Below are 19,085 nucleotides of genomic sequence, written 5' to 3'. Positions count from 1 at the left end.
GAGTTATACTATTGGGGTGTGTTTGCATTTCCCATGTCTTACGAGCGAATCGTGTACGAGCTGCACGCCGACGATGACCGCCTCGCCGTCATCCGTCTCGACAACCCGGAGCGCCACAATGTCCTAGACGAGCGGATGGTCCTCGAACTGTACGACGCGTTCGACCGCGCAGATCAGGATTCGTCCGTCCAAGGGATTCTCCTCACCTCCTCAAGCGATACCTTCTGTGCCGGGGCTGACTTGGGCGAACTGAACGGCCTCACCTTCGAAGAGGGCGCGCGCTGGCTCACCACCTACTTCGAGGCCATCGACATGCTCAGAGACACGGGCAAGCCCGCCGTCGCCGCCATCGAAGGCACCTGCGTCGCGGGCGGCAACGAACTCGTGATGGGCTGTGACCTCATCGTCGCCGGGCGCTCTGCGCGCTTTGGCCAGCCGGAAGTTGGCGTCGGCTCGACTGCTGCAGGCGGCGGCGTCCAACTCTTGCCGCTCATCGTTGGCGAGAAACGCGCCCGCGAGATGCTTCTCACCGGGTCGCTCCTCTCCGCGCCGGAAGCAGAGCGAATCGGCCTCATCAACCGCGTGGTCGAAGACGGCGACGCAGAAGCGCACGCCGTGGAACTGCTCCAAACGATTGTGGATACAAAAAGCCCGCAAGCCTACCGCACCATCAAAACCATCCTCAAACCGTGGACGAACTTCGGCCTGCTCGCAGAGGAGATGGCCCGCGATATGACCGCGAACGTCTGGGCCTCAGACGAGTTCACCGAACGCGCAAACGCCTTCCTCAAACGCGAAGAACTGAAACCGCGCGAGTTCACCGGCACCCAGCCCCGGACGCGAGATTAATTTTCCCCCAAAAACCGTTCTGCCGCCCCGCGGAACAACTGCTCGAACGCTTCTGCTGAAAGGTCACGCGAGAGCAGGTGCGTCCGCTCGTCTTCGTAGGAATACGGAATGTTCGGGTAGTCAGAGCCGTACATGATCGAGCCAGCAAGGTCTTCGAACACGTCGTCGTCAATCACCGCCGGGTCGAAGTCCATGTACTCGGGTGCGGAGGCGGACATGGCGACGGTCGTGTCCAAGAACACCTGTTCGTTCTCGCGGGCGCACTCGATGAACGCCTCGTGGTCGTAGGTGCCCATGTGCGCACAGCACGCGCGTACCTCGGGGTAGGTCTCGACGAACTGGACGAACTGGTCGAAGCCAACGGCGGGGTTGTCGCGGAACATCGGTGCGGTGCCGGCGTGGAACATGATGGGCCGGTCGTATTCGGCAGCCAGTTCAAACGCCGGGTCGAGCCGGGGGTCTGCGGGGCCACAACCCTGCACCGGACACTGGAACTTGAGGCCGCGTGCGCCCTTCTCGAACGCTCTTTTGACGACTTCGCCAACCTCGTCGTCGCCGTGGACGGTGGCGAACGGCACAGCCATTTCAGAGTTCGCACACTGGGCGAGCACCCAGTCGTTTAACTCGGCCGCAATCTCAGGTTTGTGGGCGTAAGGAAGCGCGATGTATTTTGCGACGCCTTCTGCGGTGAGTTCTGCCTCCATCGTCTCGCGGTCGGTCGGGTGGTCGATTTCCCACTCGGCGGCGTCGTACAGCGCCCCGCGGATGGCGGTCATCAGGCTGTCTGGCATCAGGTGGACGTGGGCGTCGGTTGCGGGGGCGAACGTCATGTCGAGAGCTTGTACGTGCCCATCCCGGCGGCACACACCGTGTCTCCGGCGCGAATCTCGATGTCCGCGACGCCAATCGACTCGCCTTCGCGGACGCGGGTGGCGGTGCCGACGAGCGTCTCCGCTCCGGCGTGAGTGAGATAGTCGATGCGCATGTCGATGGTCGGGGTGTAGCGCCCGAGGTTTCCGACGAACAGCGCCGCGCCGGTCAGGTCGACGAGCGCGGCGAGGACGCCGCCGTGGATGGCGGGCACGTCCGGGTTGCCAACGAGGTCGTCAGAAAAGGGGATGCGCGTCGTCGCGGTGTCTTCGGTCACCTCGACGATTTCGATGCCGTGGGCTTCGTGAAACGGCAAACTATCGAGAAGAGAGCGGGCGGTTTGCGTCCGATTCATGCGCTCAGATTGTGGCCATCCGCTAATAGGCGTATGGCCACTTGCGCAGGTATTCTTTGAGTTGGCCGAGCGCAGCCAACACCCCCTTTGGCTCGACGGCGAGCACGACGATGATGATGGCTCCGAAGATGACCGGAATCAGCGACGTCGCGTCGGGTGCGTAGGTGTTGAAGAACTCCTGGAGGTTGTCGAGGAGAATCGCCACCATCGCCACGCCGAGCAGCGCGCCCCAGACGCGGCCAAGCCCCCCGAACAGGAGCATGACGTAGTGTTGGAGCGTCAGTTCGATGGTGAAGAAACTCGGGTCTAAGAAGCCAATCAAGACGGCGTAGAGGCCGCCCGAAAAGCCAATCATGAACCCGCCGATGGCGAACGCGAGCAGCTTGTTGCGGAACACGTTGATGCCGAGGACGGCCGCAGCGAGGTCGTTTTCGTGGACCGCACGGAACGACCGCCCGATACCCGTTCGACTGAAGTTGAGTGACAGCAACGCGAACACCAGCATCGAGATGAGCGCGAGGAAGTAGATGTCCGTCCGCGAGCTAATCCGAATGAAACTCCCGAGGAGGCCCACGTCTACGGGAACAGTCTGCTGGACGCCCCCGTGGATGAACGCCGCCTTGTCGTTCAGGAAGAACCACTCGGCGATGAACTGCAGGGCGAGCGTCGAGATGGCGATGTAGAAGCCTTTGACGCGAACTGCGGGGAGGCCAAAGGCCACCGACACGCCCGCGGCGATGATGCCACCGACGATCATGGCGGGCAGTAAGCCAGCGCCCGTCCCGAGCATCCGCGAGGTGCTGTACGCCCCGATTGCCATGAACGCCCCCTGTGCGAGCACGATTTCCCCGGCGTAGCCGAGAATGACGTTCAAGCCGAGGACGGCAATCGCAAAGATGTAAATCTGGGCGAACAGATTGAGCGTCCCCCCACCTATCACGAACGGGAGGAGGAACGGAATCGGCAGGCCGAACACGAGGGCGATTCGCTGGGTGCGCCAGCGAAACAGTCCCATCCGCGACCCGTAGTCCGTGAAGTACTCACCGCAGGGCATTCGACACCTCCGCGGTGGAAACGAGCGACCGATGTGTGTTGAGTTCGTACATGGGTTAGATTCTCTCGATGCGTTCGGTGCCGAACAGGCCGTACGGTTTCACGACGATGATGAACAGCAGGAAGATGAGCGGCAGGATTTCTGCGAACCCTGCGCCGACGAAATCCTCGACGTAAAAGCGCCCGAGTTCCCGCAGCAGGCCAACGACAATCGCCCCGAGGAACGCCCCCGGAACGCTGTCAAGCCCGCCAAACACCACCGCCACGAGGATGATGATGCCCGTGGTTTCGATGGCGAAGCCAGCCCCGCCGTTCGCCATGGCGAGCAGGATGCCTCCGATTGCGGTAATCGTAATCGAGAGCGTCCACGCGATGATAATCGTCCGCTCGATGGAGACGCCGAGCGCCATCGCCGCTTGCTGGTCTGAGGACGCCGCCCGGAGAATCGACCCCGTGACGGTGTACCGGAAGAACACCATGAGCGCGATGACAACGACCAGCGAGAGCACGACGCCGATGGCGAACGGCCCGCCAATCTCCGTCCCGAACGGGAGCGGCACGCTCCAGTTTGGTAATATCGCCTCCGGGTAGGCGCGGAAGTTCGGGCCGACGAGGAACTGGATGAAGCCGCTGAAGATGCCACCCAACGCGAGGGTGACGATAATCACCGACAGCACGGGTTCTCCGATGAAGAATCGGAAGATGGCCCGCTCTAACAGCACGCCAAGCAGCACGCCGACGAGGATGGTCGCGACGAGCGCGACGACGCCACCGAGCGTCGGGAGTACCCCTGCGGGGACGAACCAGATGATGCTCGGAGCGGCGAAAATCGCGACGAAGTACGCCCCGACGAGCGCGAGTTGGCCTTGGGCGAAGTTGAGCACGCCCGTCACTTTGTAGATGAGCGAAAAGCCCATCGCGACGAGCGCGTAGATTGCGCCGATGCCGACGCCCGCGACGAGCGTCGCGAACAGGGCAGGAACGTCAACCATTATTCCGTCCCTCCGTCTGCTGCAACCTCTTCCTCGTCAACTGTGTCGAGGTCGATAATCGCCATTTCGCCGTGTTCGCGCGTCTCGCGGCCGTCCTGATACGTGATGGTGATGTCGATTTCACAGTCTTCTTTGTCGCTGTAGATGTCCTCCACGAGCGAGGCGTAGCGTTCGCCAACGACCTGGCGGCGAATCTTCCCCGTCCGGGTGAGTTCGCCGTCGTCGGGGTCGAACTCCTTGAACAGGACGATGAACTTTCGAATCTCGTTGCCTTCCAAGCGGGCGTTGGTCTCCTCGACCACGCCCGTGATGAGGTCCAGTACCTCGGGTTTCTGGGTGAGGTCGCGGTAGCCAGCGTACTGGATGTCACGCTGGTCTGCCCACTCTGCGACGTTGTCAAAGCGGATGTTGAGCACCGCCGCGAGGTAGTCGCGGCCGTCACCGACGACCATCGCCTCTTTGATGTACGGGTTGAACTTGAGCTTCGTCTCGACGCTGATGGGAGCGATTGCCGTCCCGTCTGCGAGTTCGAGCACGTCGTCCATCCGGTCGAACACCTTGACGTGGCCGTCTTCGGTGATGTCGCCGAAATCGTCGGTGTGGAGCCAGCCGTCTTCGATGGCCGAGGCCGTCTTCTCTGGCTGGTTGTAGTACCCCGAGGTAACCACAGGGCCGCGAACGACGAGTTCGCCACCGGGGGTGAGTCCGACTTCGACGTTCGGGAACACTTGGCCAACGGTGTCGGCCTGAATGTCGCCGTCGCGGTGCATCGTCACGAATCCACACACCTCCGACTGGCCCCAAATCTGTTTGAGGCGTACGCCGAGGGCGTGGTAGTATTCGAAGTGCTCTTCACCGAGCGGACCGCCACCGGTGTAGACGTTTTTCGCGCGTTTCAGCCCGATTTTGTCGAGAATCGGGCGGTAGGCCAGCCAGTAGGCGAGCCAGTTTTTCGCCCGCAGCGTCGCAGGCGGTGTCTCGCCTGCCTTCTCGCCGGTGATGTATTCTGTATATTCCTGGCCAATGGCCATCGCCTTCTCGTAGGTCCAGCGCTTCAGTCGCGTGGTGTTCTCGATTTTCGCCTTGATGTCTGCGACCCACGCCTCGTAGGTGCGCGGCGACGAGAAGATGATTTCCGGGCCAATCTCGCGGAGGTCTTCGCGTTCGGTCTCCTTCTGTTCGGGGAAGTTGGCCGTCCACCCGCCGACGAACGCGGCGGCGATGAGAATCATCTGTTCGCCAACCCACGCCATCGGCAGGTACGAGAAGTAGTCCGACTCTTTGGGGAGTGGGTCGATTTCGATGGCCGCGTTCGCGAGATTCACGAAGTTGAAGTGCGACAGTTGCACCCGCTTTGGCGTGCCCGTCGTCCCACTCGTCGGCGAGAGCATTGCGGGCGTGTTTGGGTCGATAGCGCGGATGCGCTCTGCGACGTAATCGCTATCGACCTCGCCGTTTTCTAAGCGCTCGCGTCCGCGGGCTTCTACCTCCGCGTAGCTGACGATGTTCGGGTCGTCCTGCTCGTAGCGGAACATCCCGCGTTCGTCGCGGTAGATGATGGTCTCTAAGCCGGGTGCGTCGTCTGCGACCGAGAGCACCTTATCGACCATCTCCTGGTCTTCTGCGAACACGATGCGCGGGCGAAGCAGGTCAAGTTGCTTCCCGATTTCCTCGGGGAGCATGTCCTGATAGTTCGGCGCGGCCATCCCGCCGAGCGACTGTGCGCCAAGCCACGCCCACAGCTGGTGGGGGCGGTTGTAGCCAATCGTGAACAGCACGTCGCCTTCACCGAAGCCGTACTCCTCTAAGCCGAGGGCAAACCACCGGACGCGGTCGTAGTAGGCCGTCCAGTTGAACTCTTGCCAGATGCCGAACTGCTTCCAGCGAAGCGCGATATCGTCGCCGTGTTTTGCGACGTGGTCTAACAGAATTTCGGGCAGCGAGCGGTCTGAGACGATGTCGATGTCGCCTTCGGGCGCGCTCGCCACGCGGTCTACGCTCACGCCGGTCGAGAGTTCGTCTTGGGCCATCACTCAACCCCCGTGTACACTTCTGCGACGAGCGAGTCTGCGGTGACCGCCTCTGGCGGCCCACGGGCGATGACCGCACCCTCTTGGAGCACGATCATCCGGTCTGAAACGTCAGTGACGACTTCGAGGTCGTGTTCGATCATCACGACGGTCAGGCCGCGCTCTTCGTAGAGGTCGGTCAGAAAGCGCACCATGTCGTACTTCTCCTCGAAGGTGAGGCCGCTCATGGCCTCGTCTAAGAGGATCACGTCCGGGTCGAGCGCGAGCGCCCGGGCCAAATCTACCCGCCGACGAATGCCAAGCGGGAGGCTCGAAATCGGGCTGTGGCGATACTCCCAGAGTTCGAGATAGTCGATAATCTCCTCGACCTCGCGCATATTTTTCTCCTCGATGTCCCGGCCGCGCCAGTAGAACAACATCGCCTCAAGTAGGTTGGGGCGACGGCTGATTGACTTGACCGTGATGACGTTCTCGATGACGTCTTCGCTCTCGAACAGTTCGAGGCCTTGGAACGTCCGCCCGAGGCCGTGGCGCGCCCGCTGGTAGGACTTCATGTCCGTCACGTCCTGCCCATCGAGGAACACCTGTCCGCCGGGGTCTGGCTCGTAAAACCCGTTGATGACGTTGAGCAGGCTTGTCTTGCCCGCGCCGTTCGGGCCGACAATCGACACCCACTCGCCTTTCTGGATGGAGATGGTGACGTCGTCTACGGCCGTGACCGCGCCGAAGGTTTTGGTGATGCCCTTACAGCCGAGGGCGGCTTCCTCCGGGGGAACTGGTGGGCCGCCTCGCACGTCGAACGTTGAGTTGCTCACGAGTCACCTCCCATCAGGTCCACCGCTTGCGAATCTTGTAGTGGCGGATGTCCGTATACCGCCCTTCCTCACGACTCGTGCCGAGGTAGAACTCCTTGATTTCCTCGCGGTTCTTGAGGCTGTCTGCTGGGTCGTGAAGCTCGATTTGCCCGTTTTCCATAACATAGCCATAGTCTGCGATATCGAGGGTGCGTTTGGCGTTCTGGTCTGCGATGACCATCGTGATGTTCTCCTTTTCGTTGATTTCTTTGAGCGTCTCGAAGATGTCGCGCACCAGTTTCGGCGCGAGGCCGAGCGATGGCTCATCGAGCAAGAGGAGTCGCGGCCGGTGGAGCAACGCGCGTGCAATCACGAGCATCTGCTGTTCGCCACCGCTTGCGTACCCCGCTTTCAGGTTCATTATCTCCTGTAACTGCGGGAAATACGAGAACGCGAGTTCGTAGTCGTCCTCGCTGAAACGCAACCGGCGGCCCTGTCGGTAGAGGCCACAACGGAGGTTCTCTTCGACCGTCAGGTCGCGAAACGACCGTCGTCCTTCGAGGATGTGGGTCACGCCGCGGGAGACCATCTCGTTCGTCCCGAAGTTGGTCACGTCCTCGCCGTCGAAGTAGATGCCTCCGCGAGACACCTCGCCACGCTCGGAGCGGCCGATGCCGGAAATCATCTTTAAGATGGTACTCTTGCCCGCGCCGTTCGGGCCAAGGAGTGCGATGATGTCGCCTTCGTTCGCTTCCATCGAGACGCCTTGGACGGCGAGGAAGTGGCGGTCGTAGACGATTTCTGCGTTGTCGAGTTCGACGACTGGCGGTGGCCCCGTTTCTGTGGCCCGGTCTGTCGTCTCTGCCTCGCTTGCCGTCATCGTCAGAGGCCAATCCAGTCGTCGCGGCGGGGCAGTTCGGCCTTCGAGTCGAACTTCATCTCGCCGTCTTCGACTTGGTAGATGCGACCGGTCATGGTCGGGCGGCGGTCGCCCTCTTCGTAGGTGAACGGCTCTGCGAGGCCGAACACGTCCCAGTCGCTGATCTCGAACATCGCAGAGCGGATGTTCTCACCCATCGAGGGGTCTAAGTCCAGGTTGGTGGCTTCCTGAATGCCTTTGAGGGCGACCATCGCGTGGATGACGCCGCGGACGTAGTTGAGGTTCGCTACGCCCGGGTCTTCCATGTCGCGGCCTTCGCGCTCGAAGGAGGCTTCGATGGCGTCTTTACCCTGTCCGCTGCCTTCCATGACCTCGGCGAACGTCTTGAACCCACTCGCGTAGCGCACGCCTTCGAACGTCTCCGGTGACTCTTGGACGCGGAGTTCGTCTACGGTGTAGGTCAGCCCCATGACGTTGACCTCTGGGTAGACGTCCTGGCGGTCTTTGAGCAACACCTGCATCGGTGCGGCCGTGTTCTGGTGGATGAGGTAGTCGATCTGGTCGTCCTTCGCCTTACGAAGCTGCGTCGTCGCAGAGTTCGCCGTGAGCGGCAGGTCGATGTCGTCGCCGACCTCCAAGCCCAACTCTTCTGCGTATGCCTTCCCGCCTTCGACGGGTGCCTTCCCGAACGAGGTGTTAGAGAAGATGAACGCGACTTTGCCGTCGGGGTCGTTGTCCGCAATCCACTTCAGGTGGGCACGCGCCTGACTCGTGTAGTCTAAGTTGCCGAAGAAGTTGTACGGCGCTTCCTCCGTGAGCAGTTTCGCGGAGTAGGACGCCGAAATGTACACAATCTTATCGCGGGCGACTTTCGGCGCGAGCGCTTCGGTGTCTGCGGTACCCCAACCAATGATGATTGGGGGCGTCCCGTCTGAGGTAAACTCGTCGTACTGCTGATTTGCCTGCGCGACGTCGTAGGCGTAGTCGACCCCGTTGTGGTTGATCTCTTGGTCGATGATGCCCTCTTCGTTAATCCATTTGAACGCATCTCGTGAGCCGAGTGCGGTCGGGCGACCGACGTCTGAGGTCGGCCCACTCTGGTCGTAGAGGCCGGGAATCGAAAGCGTGCCTTCGCCACCACTACCACCGCCACCGCCGAGGCAGCCAGCGACCGAGAGGAGGCCTGCAGCACCCGCAGCCTGCATGAATCGTCGTCGAGACTGCGTGCTAGCAGGCTGGTCTTGTGATTTGGTACTCTGTTTCATGTGACCATTCATCATTATTACTCCTGAACAATGTTGTAATGTGCGGTGTTATATATTTCGGTCAGTTATATGCCGCTACCCTCCATGGATTTTAAATTCTGGAATCCACTCTCTCGAATTTACAAATTCACTAACTTCTTCGATAAAACGACGCGTTTCGCGATTATTTCTCAGACGGGAAACCTTCTTCAAATCCGCGCGCGACACACAACGCATGGCCGACGATTGTATTTTCTGTAAGATTATCGCTGGAGAGATTCCGAGTAGAACGGTGTACGAAGACGACAACGTGTTGGCGTTTCTCGACGTGAATCCACTCACGAAAGGCCACACGCTCGTCATCCCGAAAGCCCACCACCGGACCGTGGCAGACCTGCCCGACGCCCTCGGTGAAGCCGTCTTCGAGGCGCTGTATCACCTCACGCCCGCGGTCGAAGAAGCCGTCTCCGCGGACGGGTCGAACATCGGCGTCAACAACGGCACGGCCGCAGGTCAAGAGGTACAACACGTCCACGCTCACATCGTCCCGCGCTTCGAGGGCGACGGCGGCGGGGCCGTCCACTCCATCATCAGAACCATGCCGGAACTGACAGACGAGGAGTTTGACGCCATCGCAGACGGGATTCGCGCCGCTTCCGAGTAACGCTCCGTATCTTTTTGTACGATTAGTTGAGTAGTTCAAAATATGGATAAGAAGACGCAGTCGCTCGCCCTCTGTGGTGTCGTCGGTGGTGCGGGAACGACCCGTCTCACGCTCGAACAGCGCGGCTCGCCCGAACCGACGAATCACGACGGCATCGTGCGCACGACAGATGTTTCGGAGCGTCTGGCGGGCCGCAGTAGAGTAGGTGACGACGAGGAGCACACTACTCGGTTCAGAAATATTGATTGTTAAAATTATCGACTAGTCAGCGAGTGAGTACGATGCGATCGTCGTCTTCTGTAATCGAAACTTCGGCGTCGAACAGCGAGCGAAGCATCGCAACGGTTTGGTCGTCGTGAGCGTCCGGGCTGATGTGGAAGTGGGCAATGGCGTCTGCGGCGAACAGCTGTCCCGTGAGCACGTGTAAAAACTCGTAGGCCTTCTCGGGCTCGACGTACTGGAGCAACGCCGTGAGCGAATCGAAACAGACGACGGTTTGGGCGTCGGTTTCTGCCCACTGAGAGAGCACGTTGCTGATTGCAATCCCGAGTCCAGTCAGGTCGCCCGCGCTCGCCACCGTCTGGATTGGGCCTGGGCCGCCGCCACCAGTGGCCGCGCTGGCCGACCGCACGCTATCACCAACGTTAATAATCGAAATGTCTGCTGGTTGCGTGTTACCGTGTTGGTGCCAGTGCGTGAGGCAGTTGTCAGGTGTTCGAGAGTAGGCAACCCACAGGACGTTCACGTCCGTCTCCGTCGGTGGCGTCAGCAACTCCATGCACGAATCGTCCGCCGCTGGACTCATCGGTGGCGTACACAGGAGTATATTGGCGGTATCTGCTAGCGTACTGTGGAGTGATTGCTCCTGTGATTCCTGTTGGCTCAAACTCGTTCCTCAGTAACATGTACTGGCAAGACTAAAATCGTTGCGCCTTTTCAGAACGTCTCAAAATTCGACATTACGGCGAGTCGACGCGCTCTACGGTGAAGGTGGATGGTTGTTCACTCAACTCCAAGATGCGCTCGCGCGCCTGTGCTCTCGACGCCGCGACCACGACCAATCCATCCACGGACGTATCTCCAGATGCTCGGTAGGCGGCCCGCGCATTCTCTGTAAACTCGGTCGCATACGTGCGCAACACGCCACGGACGCGCTGTTCCATGCTGGCTAAATCCGTCTCACCCTGTTCGAAGGCGGCGAGCGCGTTCTCGATGGTTCGCAGGGCAGAAATCCGGTCTATGTCGTCCGGAGGTGGTCGGTGCGCGGTTCGTACACCTCGCCTTTCTGTTTGAGCTTCTCGATTTCGTGTTCGGCCTTCGAGTGGTCCATGCCAATCTCCTCTGCGCGGTCTAACACCACGTCGATTGGCGCGCCGTCTTCGTACTCGTTTTCGATTTCCGCGATGAGGTTCTTGATGTTCTTCACGCGGTCGCGCTGGGTCTTAGAGCGCCCCGTCTCGACTACGTCCGCGTCGAACTGGCCGGTTTCTGGGTCAACCCCAATGTCCTGTAGACACGACCGGACGAGTTCGATGACGCGCTCTGCGTCCTCTTCGTGCACCGTATCAGAGAGACGCAACCGCGCACTCGCCTCTGCGAGCCGCACTAGCCCTTCGAGTTTCCGGGCGGTCACGGGCACCGGCGCGTCTTCGTCTGCGCCTTTCGAGCGCAGGTCGACGTAGAAGTCGCGGATGGCCTCCTTCGCCTCGTCGCTCATCGTCGGGTAGCAGGTGCGCTTTGCGAACGCGATGTATTTGCGGAGCAACTCGGCGTCGATGACCGGCGCGACCTCCTCGGTCACGTCGTTCACCTGCTGTTCGGTGAAGTTAGAGGAGTTCGTGTGCGTGCGGTGGGTGTGGAGTTCGCCGGCGTAGTTGGTTCTGATGATGTGCTCTGCGAGTTCGGTGTCCTTCTCTGCATCCGGTTTGTCCGTCACCGTGAAGATGAGGTCGAACCGCGAGATGAGCGCCGGTTCGAGGTCGATTTGCTCGCCAATCGGCTCGTACGGGTCGAACCGACCGTACTTGGGGTTCGCCGCGCCGAGCAGCGAACACCGCGACTTGAGCGTCGCGTTGATGCCCGCTTTTGAGACTGAAATGCTCTGTTGTTCGAGCGCTTCGTGCATCGCAGAGCGGTCTTCCGGGCGCATCTTGTCGAGTTCGTCCACCGCCGCAATCCCCTTGTCTGCGAGGACGAGCGCTCCGGCTTCGAGCGTCCACTGCTGGCCGTCACCGAAGTCGTCGCGCACCGCCGCGGCCGTGAGACCCGCAGAGGACGACCCCTTCCCGGAGGTGTACACCGACCGCGGCGCGATGTTTCGGATGTACTGGAGCATCGCGGACTTCCCCGTCCCGGGGTCACCAATGAGGAGCATGTGCAGGTCACCGCGGATGCGAGACCCGTCTGGCAGGTGCTTGGTCACGCCCGAGAACAACTGGAGAATCATCGCTAACTTCTCCTGGTCGTAGCCGAAAATCGAGGGGGCAATCGAACCGACCATCTTCTCGTAAATCTCCGCATCTTGTGAGAGTTCGATGATGGCTTTCTTGTCCTCCTCGGTGATGTCCATGTCTTCGAACTGCTCGTCTTCGATGACGATGGAACTGCCCTCCATGTACACGTCGAACATCGGGGACTTCTCTTGATTGTTCCCCTGCTGTTCTAAGTGCAAAATCCCGGTCACGCGGACGTGGTCGCCCGCCGTAACCTTCCCCGTGATGTCGTCTTCGATGTGGATGTCGATGCTCTGGGGCGTCTCACCGCCGCGCAGTCCCTCGGGGCTTTCCTGTACCCGGAGTTTCTGGGCGTCGATGAACTCAGACTGGTCGAAGTTGATCGAAAACGGCCCTTGTCGCTCACAGCCCTGACACTCGTGGGGCTCTTGGAAATCGCCACCCGCCTGCTGGATGAACGACAACGTCCCACAGCGCAGACACTCGAAGGCGGCCTCCTGAATCTTTGGCCGCACGTCGGTTGCCTTGCGGACGATGCCCTGCACCGCGATGAGCCGGCCACGATGCCGGGCGCGAATCTTCCGGATGTCCGTCGCCTCCGGCAGATTGCGGATGCGGATGTGCGCCCGGCCGAGACCCACGTCCACCGGCAAGTCGTACATCCGAAGCGCCTCCTCTGCGTACTGCTGGAGCTGGCCCGGCTGTGACTGATAGTCGTCTGCGAGGTCGGGGTCGAAGCGGTAGAGGTCTTGATAATCCAGATACAGCGACCGCTGCTCGTTGGGGTACTTCTGTGCGAGTTCCCCGATTGCGTCGCGGTAGTAGTTCCGGTAGAACTCTTCGAATCGGTCTATGAGCTCTGCGTTTTCCGCGTGCGCCATTCAACTGAAATGTACCCCACCATCGGCTAAGTAGTTTGGCAAAGGGCGGACTGAAAGTGAATCTCACTCGGGCGAATCACTATATACGAAGCCGACCTCGCCACATGCAGTGATTCGTTGATGCCCGGCCCCGTCTTTCTCTCCGGTGACACCGTCTCGTTGCACACCGTGTCGCGCGCCGACCTCTATTTCATCCAGCAACACGCAAACGACCCGGCAGTCTGGCATTCGCTCGCCAAAGCCGCACCCGTAAACGAGTTACAGGAAGAACAGTGGTACGAATCGTGGAGCGACGGCGACGACGTGCGCCTCCTGATTTGTGCCGACGGCGAGTCCGTTGGTTTCATCAGCCTGAGCGACTTCGACACCGTCCACGGCTCTGGCACCCTCGGCTACTGGATTGCTCCCGACCACTGGGGCAACGGTTACGCCACCGAAGCCGTCTCGCTCGTCTGCGACTACGGCTTTGGCCACCGTCGTCTGCACAAACTCATCGCCTACGTTTACGACTTTAACACCGGGTCACAGCGCGTGCTTGAAAAACTCGGCTTCACCAAAGAAGGCCACCTCCGCGACGGCGGGTTCATCGACCACGAGTACGTGGACTTGTTGCTGTATGGAATTCTCGAAGACGAGTGGCGGGCGGCTCAGAGCTGACTGGACTGTTTCCCTTCTTCGATTCCGCCCCTGTATCCGGTGTACGTATAGTATCCGAAGCCGCCGACGAACAGTACCGTCAGCACCCAGACGTAGAAGTTCACCACGAACAGCATCGTGACGGTGAACAACACCACGAGAGTAGCGACCAGCGAGATGAGCACATCGAGTCGAATGAGCAGGTCTGGGTCTGTCATGCTCTATGATTGGTCTCCCACGTAGTAGTCTCTCTGCTCAGACGTTCCCAGACGTGAACCCGGACACAAACACGGTGCTCTCTACCGCAGACGTCTCTATCCCATTCTCTCTCACTCACAATGGTGGTAGCAACATTTACCCAGTAGAATGTTCTACTACTACTATGGCAACCTCGGTAAAGATGGACGACGACACCAAATCCCAGCTTGAACGGCTTCAGGCTGAGATTCGGCTGAAAACTGGGAACCGAGTCACCCAACAGGAGATTCTGGCACGGCTTGTCGAACGCGCCATCGAGTCCAAAGCAGACCTCATCGACTCATTCCGCGAGCAACGCGTTCCCCTTACCGACTCCGAACGCGAGCAGTTCCACGCGGGAATGGTCTCCTCTGGGGTCACAACGACCGAAGACGACATCGACGACGTGCTCTACGGATGAGCGTCTTTGTCGATACCGGCGTGTTCTTCGCACACCACGATACGGACGCAGACCGCCACGACAGCGCAGTCTCAGCGTTTGACGAACTGCTCGACGGAGCCTACGGACAACCGTATACGAATGACTACGTGCTCGACGAAACCGTGACACTCACGCGTGTTCGGACCGGGTCGTTTGACGCTGCAGACACCGTCGCCCGTCGTATCCTCGGCGAAGACCCGTTTCCATCCGTCTTCGACATGCTTCACGTCGAACCGGACGACGTTCAAGCGTCGCTCGAAACCTTCCGACGCTACGACGACCACGACCTGAGTTTCACCGACGCGACGATACTCGCACAGTGTGAGTCACGCGGCATTGACGCCGTGTTGAGTTTCGATACCGATTTCGACGGACTCGTAGAGCGCATCGAACCGGGTTTCTGAGTGGATTGCTCAAATCGTCGCTCTCACGCGTGTTCCCACCCGGATTTGAACACCAGTCGCTGACGCTCCTTCGTTCAAATCGGCTGTTCATCACAACAGCAGCCGCTCACGAGTTTGTTCGCGACAGAAGTTCAGTGAGACCACCCGGATTTGAACCACGGTCGCTCGCTATCACTCGCTCTCTGCTTCAAATCCGCGGCTCATCAGAAAGCTCTCGCTCGCCAATTTGCTCGCGAGAGAATTATGGGACCACCCGGATTTGAACCAGGGTCACAGCGTCCCAAACGCTGAAGGATACCAAGCTACCCCATGGTCCCGCAATACTGGCTTATCGGCAGCAGTTGTAAAGGGTTTCGTTCCGCGTCTGCCGGTTTGCTACCGACTTACACGCCCCAGATCATGTAGATGCCCACCGTCGTCACGACGGCGAACACGAGTTGGAGCGGCGTCCCGACTTTCACGTAGTCCATGAACTTGTAGCCGCCCGGGCCGTAGACGAACAGGTTGGTCTGGTAGCCAACGGGCGTCATGAACGCCGTCGAGGCGGCGAACGTCACCGCGAGGACGAACGAGAAGGCGTTCGCGCCGATGTCGCCCGCCGCCTGAATCGCCACCGGAATCATGAGCACCACGCTCGCGTTGTTGCTGATGATGTTCGTGAGCAACGCCGTCCCGATGTAGAACACCCCGAGCACGCCAATCGCGGGCAACACGTCTGCTGACATCACGATGAGGTTGGCGAGCAACTCAGCCGCACCGGTGCGCTCCATCGCAATGCCGAGCGGAATCACGCCCGCGAGCAGGAAGATGACGTCCCACTGCACCGCTTCGTACACCTCAGGCGGGCGGAGACAGCCGGTTGCGACCATCGCCACCGCCCCGCCGAGCGCCGCGACGACGATGGGAACCACGCCGAGGGCGGCGAGAGCGACGACGCCGGTCACGATGCCGACGGCAATCGGAATCTTCGACTCCCGGTAGTCAGGACGCTCGACTTCTTGGGCGATAATGAAGTTGCGATTCCGGCTGAGGCGGTTGATGCTGTCGCCCGTCGCTTGGACGAGCAGCGTGTCACCCACACGAAGCGGCGAGTTGTCCATCCGCTGGCGGATGAGCTCGCCACCCCGGCGCAGTGCGAGCACGGTCGCGTCATACCGCTGGCGGAAGTTCGCCGTCGAGAGCGACTGGCCGACGAGCGCAGACGAGGGTGCGATGACGACTTCGATGAGGTTGCGCCCCTCACCGATTTGCTCCAGCTCCTCGTCGGTGACTTTTACCTCGGGAAGGAGGTCTAACCCTTCTGCGTCAATCAGTTGGACGAGCGTCCGTCGGTCGGTACGCACCGCGAAAATATCGCCCGCCTGAATCATCTTCGGGCCGAGCGGTTCTAAGAAGACGGCGTCGTTGCGAATCAACTGAATCAAGTCAACGTCGAAATCGGTCTCTTTGAGCGCTTCTTGCACTGTCTGGCCGATGATGGGTGAGTCCTCTCGGACGACCACTTCGGTCAGGTACTCGGCCATCTCGTACTCTTCGGTGAGGTCTTCTTCCGGTTTGATGCGCTCTGGGAGCAAGAATCGCCCGATGGTGAGCAAGTAGAGCACGCCAACGACGGTCACAATCGCGCCGAGTTGCGTGAACTCGAACATCGTAAACGGGCGGTCGAGCAGTCGCGCCGACAGGTCGGAAGCGAGGATGCTTGTCGAGGTTCCAATCAGGGTTAACATCCCACCGAACATCGAGGCATACGAGAGCGGAATCAGGAGCTTTGAGGGCGAGGTGCGCCCTTTGTGGGCCAAATCCGTCACCATCGGCAGGAGAATCGCCACCGCCGCGGTGTTGTTGATGAACCCCGAGATTGGGCCGACGATGCCGACGGTCGCAAACAGTTGTCGCCCTTCGCTCTCACGGGTGAACTTCGCCACCCACGCCCCGAGCATCTGGATGACGCCAGTTCGCTGGATGCCGTAACTCAGGACGAACATCGCGAGCACGGTGACGGTTGCCGGACTCGCAAAGCCGGAAATCCCGTCTTCGGGCGTGATGCCGGTCAGCGGCCCAAGTACCATCAGCGCGACCATGATGCCGATTGCGGTGATGTCGACGGGAACCGGCTCGGTCGCAAACAGAACGAGTGCGATGAGGATGATGGTAAAAACCACCATGGCTCCCGGTGTCAACGCTGAAAGTACCACACACCTATGTCAGGTGCAACTGGGAAAAAGAGTGCGGTCGTCAGGATTCCGGGTCGCGCAACTCGATGTTCGCCACGATTTCGTACGGACTGAGCCCCTTCCGAATGCCGTCTAACATGGTGAACGCCTCGCCCGGTGAGAGGAAGTGACGCGCCACCGCACGCCCGAGGGGTGTCGGTTCGAACCCGTCGATGAAGTTGTACTGCAACAGCTTTCCAATCGCGTGTTTCGTCGGAATGTCGCCGAGCATGCGGTCGTTCAGCCGCTTTGCCCCTTTTCCGGCGACGACGAGGTTCGCCAGCGTTTCTTCGACGGCGGCGTCCTCGTCGTAGGGGGTTTCGACGGGTTCCATCTCGTCTTTCAGCAGCGTGAACGCGACTTCGTCTTCAGAGCGCTCCATGCTGCCGTGGTAGGAGCCGTCAGGTTCGACGAGGAGGTAGACGACGCCCTTGTCGTGGTAATCGGGCCGCCCGGCGCGTCCGAGCATCTGGTGGAACTCTTGGACGGAAAGCCACTCGATTCCCATGGCGAGCGAGTCGAAGATGACCTGCGAGGCAGGGAAGTCAACCCCCGCCGCGAGCGCCGCGGTCGTGACCACGGCGGCCAGTTCCTGTTCTGCGAACATTTTCTCGACTTTCTTGCGACGCTTGTAGTCTAGGCCCGCGTGGTACGGTGCGGCGTTGTAATCCAGTTTCCGCGTAATCTCGTGACAGCGTCGCCGCGAGTTGGTGAAGATAATCGTCTGCCCGCGATAGCCCTTCGAGGATTTCGTGTCGAACGCGCGGCGCACGAGTTTGTTCTCGATGCGCGGCTTTTCAGCGCCTGAGGCGAACGTGACGTGGCGCTCGATGGGAACCGGACGCTCTTCGAACTCGATGAGCGTCGCCCGAAGCTGTTTGGCGAGCCACTTCGGGTTGCCGACGGTCGCAGACAGGTAAATCCACTGTGCGCCTGAGTACGATTTCTTGCGTTTGGCGCGCTCGTCGCAGTAGTACTTGAGCCGCGAGATGAGGCCGTCGAGGCGGTGGCCCCGGCCCTCGTCTTCTAACATGTGGACTTCGTCGATGACGACCGTTCCAATGTCGCCCAAGTCCTTGCCCGTCCGCAGTGCGTGGTCGATGCCTTCGTAGGTGCCCACAATCACGTCCGCGTTCGGGTCGAAGCGATTGCCGTTGTCCTGTACCCGACTCGCACCGACGCGAATCGTGACCTTGCCGAGGTGGCCGTAGCGCTTCTTGAAGTCCTCGTGTTTCTGGTTTGCGAGCGCGACGAGGGGGACGAGAAACAGCATCTTCCCCTTGTTGTTGAGGTGGTTGTTGAGGCCCGCCATCTCCCCGATGAGCGTTTTCCCGGTTGCGGTTGCACTCACGACGAGCTGGTCGTTGCCGTCGAGGAGACCGTTTCTCACCGACAGACTCTGGACTGGCAGGAGGGTATCGAAGCGGTCGGTGAGCAGGTTCTTGATGCCCGGATGCATCTTAAGTGACTTTGTCGTCACGGGGTCTACGTCCTCGACGGTGGCCGAAATCTCGTCGAACTTCGTCAGGTCGGGGTCTAAGTTCCCCTTCAGGAGGTTCGTAATCCGCTCTAAGTTCTGTACCGACAGGAGGAGGTCTTCGAGGCGTTCGACGGCGGTCGCGGTCAATTCGCCTTGGAAGGAGAGTTCGCGCTCTAGCTCGCGTTTTGCACAGTCGGGACAGATGTGCTCGCGGTCGGTTTCGATGGCCGTCTCGCTCGTGAGCGGCGAATAGCGCCCCTCTCCGGCGCAAATGCGGCAGGTACGCACGCGTTTTGCTTCGAGTTGGTAGCCGTCAAGCATCTCGAGGAGTTCTGCTTCGGCGTGCGATGAGGTCTGCTCTGAGATGCGAATGCGGCTGGCTCGCCGGGCGATTTCGACGAACTGGTCGGGGCTGCGTGGCTCTTCGTTGGAGCCGCGAATCACCCGAAAGCGGGCGGGTCGAGGACCTGCGTTCGTCTCCTTGAGTTCGAGTCGGGCGCGAAACACCCGCTCGCCGTCGCGCATGACGGAGACGAGATAGTAGTCGCCAATCTCGTGGAGGAACAGCGTGTCGACCCGGGCGAGCTGCTGTGACACGGTCGAATGTA

General features: G+C 60.4%; 19 protein-coding genes, 1 tRNA gene and 1 pseudogene. 5 read left to right on the top strand and 16 right to left on the bottom strand.

Annotation, left to right across the window (positions count from 1 at the left end; all coding sequences use genetic code 11):
- The first annotated feature begins 33 nt into the window (after positions 1-33).
- Positions 34-849, top strand: a complete 816-nt coding sequence (locus V5N13_RS08080; protein WP_336360350.1) for an enoyl-CoA hydratase/isomerase family protein — start codon at positions 34-36, stop codon at positions 847-849.
- Here V5N13_RS08080 and V5N13_RS08075 read toward each other — a convergent pair.
- From V5N13_RS08075 to V5N13_RS08040, 8 genes are read right to left on the bottom strand one after another with little or no spacing between them, the layout of a single operon-like run.
- Entirely contained in the window at positions 846-1,679 is an 834-nt protein-coding gene (locus V5N13_RS08075) for an amidohydrolase family protein (protein ID WP_336360349.1), read from the bottom strand. The two genes, V5N13_RS08080 and V5N13_RS08075, sit on opposite strands and share 4 nt — an antisense overlap.
- A complete protein-coding gene (locus V5N13_RS08070; RefSeq protein WP_332897392.1) occupies positions 1,676-2,074 on the bottom strand; it encodes a PaaI family thioesterase in 399 nt (132 codons plus the stop codon). Before V5N13_RS08070 ends, V5N13_RS08075 begins: the two co-directional genes overlap by 4 nt.
- Positions 2,075-2,096: 22 nt before the next feature.
- Positions 2,097-3,128 carry a branched-chain amino acid ABC transporter permease gene (locus V5N13_RS08065; RefSeq protein WP_336360348.1) on the bottom strand — a complete coding sequence of 344 codons (1,032 nt, stop codon included), beginning with the start codon at positions 3,126-3,128 and terminating at the stop codon, positions 2,097-2,099.
- A 55-nt stretch (positions 3,129-3,183) separates the two neighbouring features.
- Positions 3,184-4,119: a branched-chain amino acid ABC transporter permease gene (locus tag V5N13_RS08060; protein ID WP_332897390.1), complete on the bottom strand. Its 936-nt coding sequence runs from the start codon at positions 4,117-4,119 to the stop codon at positions 3,184-3,186.
- On the bottom strand, positions 4,119-6,149 hold the full coding sequence (locus V5N13_RS08055) for an AMP-binding protein (protein ID WP_336360347.1): 2,031 nt from the start codon (positions 6,147-6,149) through the stop codon (positions 4,119-4,121). The genes V5N13_RS08060 and V5N13_RS08055 overlap by 1 nt, the downstream gene beginning before the upstream one ends.
- Entirely contained in the window at positions 6,149-6,964 is an 816-nt protein-coding gene (locus V5N13_RS08050) for an ABC transporter ATP-binding protein (protein WP_336360346.1), read from the bottom strand. The genes V5N13_RS08055 and V5N13_RS08050 overlap by 1 nt, the downstream gene beginning before the upstream one ends.
- Positions 6,965-6,977: 13 nt before the next feature.
- Positions 6,978-7,823 carry an ABC transporter ATP-binding protein gene (locus tag V5N13_RS08045; protein ID WP_336360345.1) on the bottom strand — a complete coding sequence of 282 codons (846 nt, stop codon included), beginning with the start codon at positions 7,821-7,823 and terminating at the stop codon, positions 6,978-6,980.
- A gap of 2 nt (positions 7,824-7,825) precedes the next feature.
- Entirely contained in the window at positions 7,826-9,088 is a 1,263-nt protein-coding gene (locus tag V5N13_RS08040; RefSeq protein WP_336360344.1) for an ABC transporter substrate-binding protein, read from the bottom strand.
- 214 nt (positions 9,089-9,302) lie between these two features.
- Here V5N13_RS08040 and V5N13_RS08035 point away from each other — a divergent pair, with 214 nt between their 5' ends.
- Positions 9,303-9,731, top strand: a complete 429-nt coding sequence (locus tag V5N13_RS08035) for an HIT family protein (RefSeq protein WP_336360343.1) — start codon at positions 9,303-9,305, stop codon at positions 9,729-9,731.
- 111 nt (positions 9,732-9,842) lie between these two features.
- On the opposite strand, the pseudogene V5N13_RS17150 reads toward V5N13_RS08035, so the two are convergent.
- From V5N13_RS17150 to V5N13_RS08015, 4 genes and pseudogenes are all read right to left on the bottom strand, one after another.
- Positions 9,843-9,953 (bottom strand): annotated as a pseudogene (locus V5N13_RS17150) (DUF7855 family protein); the annotation flags it as partial.
- 43 nt (positions 9,954-9,996) lie between these two features.
- Complete coding sequence (locus V5N13_RS08025) at positions 9,997-10,617, bottom strand: DUF7504 family protein (protein WP_442905065.1); 621 nt, start codon at positions 10,615-10,617, stop codon at positions 9,997-9,999.
- Between the two features lie 73 nt (positions 10,618-10,690).
- The gene (locus V5N13_RS08020; protein ID WP_442905093.1) at positions 10,691-10,945 is read right to left on the bottom strand and encodes a DUF7854 family protein; all 255 of its coding nucleotides are present in this window, start codon (positions 10,943-10,945) and stop codon (positions 10,691-10,693) included.
- Positions 10,946-10,968: 23 nt separating this feature from the next.
- Positions 10,969-13,065, bottom strand: a complete 2,097-nt coding sequence (locus V5N13_RS08015) for a minichromosome maintenance protein MCM (protein WP_336360340.1) — start codon at positions 13,063-13,065, stop codon at positions 10,969-10,971.
- A gap of 120 nt (positions 13,066-13,185) precedes the next feature.
- Between V5N13_RS08015 and V5N13_RS08010 the strand changes: the two genes are divergently transcribed.
- The gene (locus V5N13_RS08010; RefSeq protein ID WP_336360339.1) at positions 13,186-13,722 is read left to right on the top strand and encodes a GNAT family N-acetyltransferase; all 537 of its coding nucleotides are present in this window, start codon (positions 13,186-13,188) and stop codon (positions 13,720-13,722) included.
- Here the strand turns inward: V5N13_RS08010 and V5N13_RS08005 are convergent.
- Complete coding sequence (locus tag V5N13_RS08005) at positions 13,713-13,919, bottom strand: hypothetical protein (RefSeq protein ID WP_332897373.1); 207 nt, start codon at positions 13,917-13,919, stop codon at positions 13,713-13,715. The two genes, V5N13_RS08010 and V5N13_RS08005, sit on opposite strands and share 10 nt — an antisense overlap.
- Before the next feature lie 164 nt (positions 13,920-14,083).
- Here V5N13_RS08005 and V5N13_RS08000 point away from each other — a divergent pair, with 164 nt between their 5' ends.
- Positions 14,084-14,359: a hypothetical protein gene (locus V5N13_RS08000; RefSeq protein WP_332897372.1), complete on the top strand. Its 276-nt coding sequence runs from the start codon at positions 14,084-14,086 to the stop codon at positions 14,357-14,359.
- The gene (locus tag V5N13_RS07995; protein WP_336360338.1) at positions 14,356-14,784 is read left to right on the top strand and encodes a type II toxin-antitoxin system VapC family toxin; all 429 of its coding nucleotides are present in this window, start codon (positions 14,356-14,358) and stop codon (positions 14,782-14,784) included. Before V5N13_RS08000 ends, V5N13_RS07995 begins: the two co-directional genes overlap by 4 nt.
- Positions 14,785-15,028: 244 nt before the next feature.
- Here V5N13_RS07995 and V5N13_RS07990 read toward each other — a convergent pair.
- The 3 genes from V5N13_RS07990 to V5N13_RS07980 form a co-directional block, all read right to left on the bottom strand.
- A tRNA-Pro gene (locus tag V5N13_RS07990) sits at positions 15,029-15,101 on the bottom strand.
- Positions 15,102-15,167: 66 nt separating this feature from the next.
- On the bottom strand, positions 15,168-16,949 hold the full coding sequence (locus V5N13_RS07985) for an SLC13 family permease (RefSeq protein ID WP_336361423.1): 1,782 nt from the start codon (positions 16,947-16,949) through the stop codon (positions 15,168-15,170).
- A gap of 70 nt (positions 16,950-17,019) precedes the next feature.
- Entirely contained in the window at positions 17,020-19,074 is a 2,055-nt protein-coding gene (locus tag V5N13_RS07980) for a DEAD/DEAH box helicase (RefSeq protein WP_336360337.1), read from the bottom strand.
- Between the last annotated feature and the right edge of the window lie 11 nt (positions 19,075-19,085).

Origin of the sequence: Haladaptatus sp. ZSTT2 (assembly GCF_037081775.1) — an archaeon.
In the GTDB taxonomy this organism is placed as follows: Archaea; Halobacteriota; Halobacteria; order Halobacteriales; family Halococcaceae; genus QDMS2.
This window is presented reverse-complemented; position numbering and strand designations above follow the sequence as displayed.